Below are 419 nucleotides of genomic sequence, written 5' to 3' on the forward strand. Positions count from 1 at the left end.
CTTGTATTGGAGTTCAAGTGGTTGTAATTCTTCACCGTTATACAATCGTGAGAAATCTTCGATTAATAGATTTAGCGTCTGATGATCGGAAATAATATGGTGCATATCGAATAGTAAAATATAGTTGTTCCGATTTCTTTCTTTGACTACTTTAAAACGCATAAGTGGTGCTTTTCCGATGTCAAACGGGCGTACAAATTGTTCCATGTCAGCGTCACTGTAGCTGTCGGTCTCTTCATATTCCACTTGGTAGAATACCTCGTCTGCAATGACTTGATATGCTCCTTCTTCGGTCATTACAAAACTTGTTCGCAGCGACTCATGACGCTTAATCAGACGATCTATGGCTTGTTGTATTTTTTCTAAATCAAGGTTACCCGTTACTTCTAGCGCTGACGCCATGTTATATGCAGTACTGT

1 protein-coding gene is annotated in these 419 nt (G+C 39.4%); it reads right to left on the reverse strand.

The features are described from left to right. A partial coding sequence (locus ACNFN4_RS22245; RefSeq protein WP_448200489.1) for a condensation domain-containing protein occupies positions 1-419 on the reverse strand: 419 nt, incomplete at both ends.

This window comes from Bacillus sp. N1(2025), from assembly GCF_053470005.1.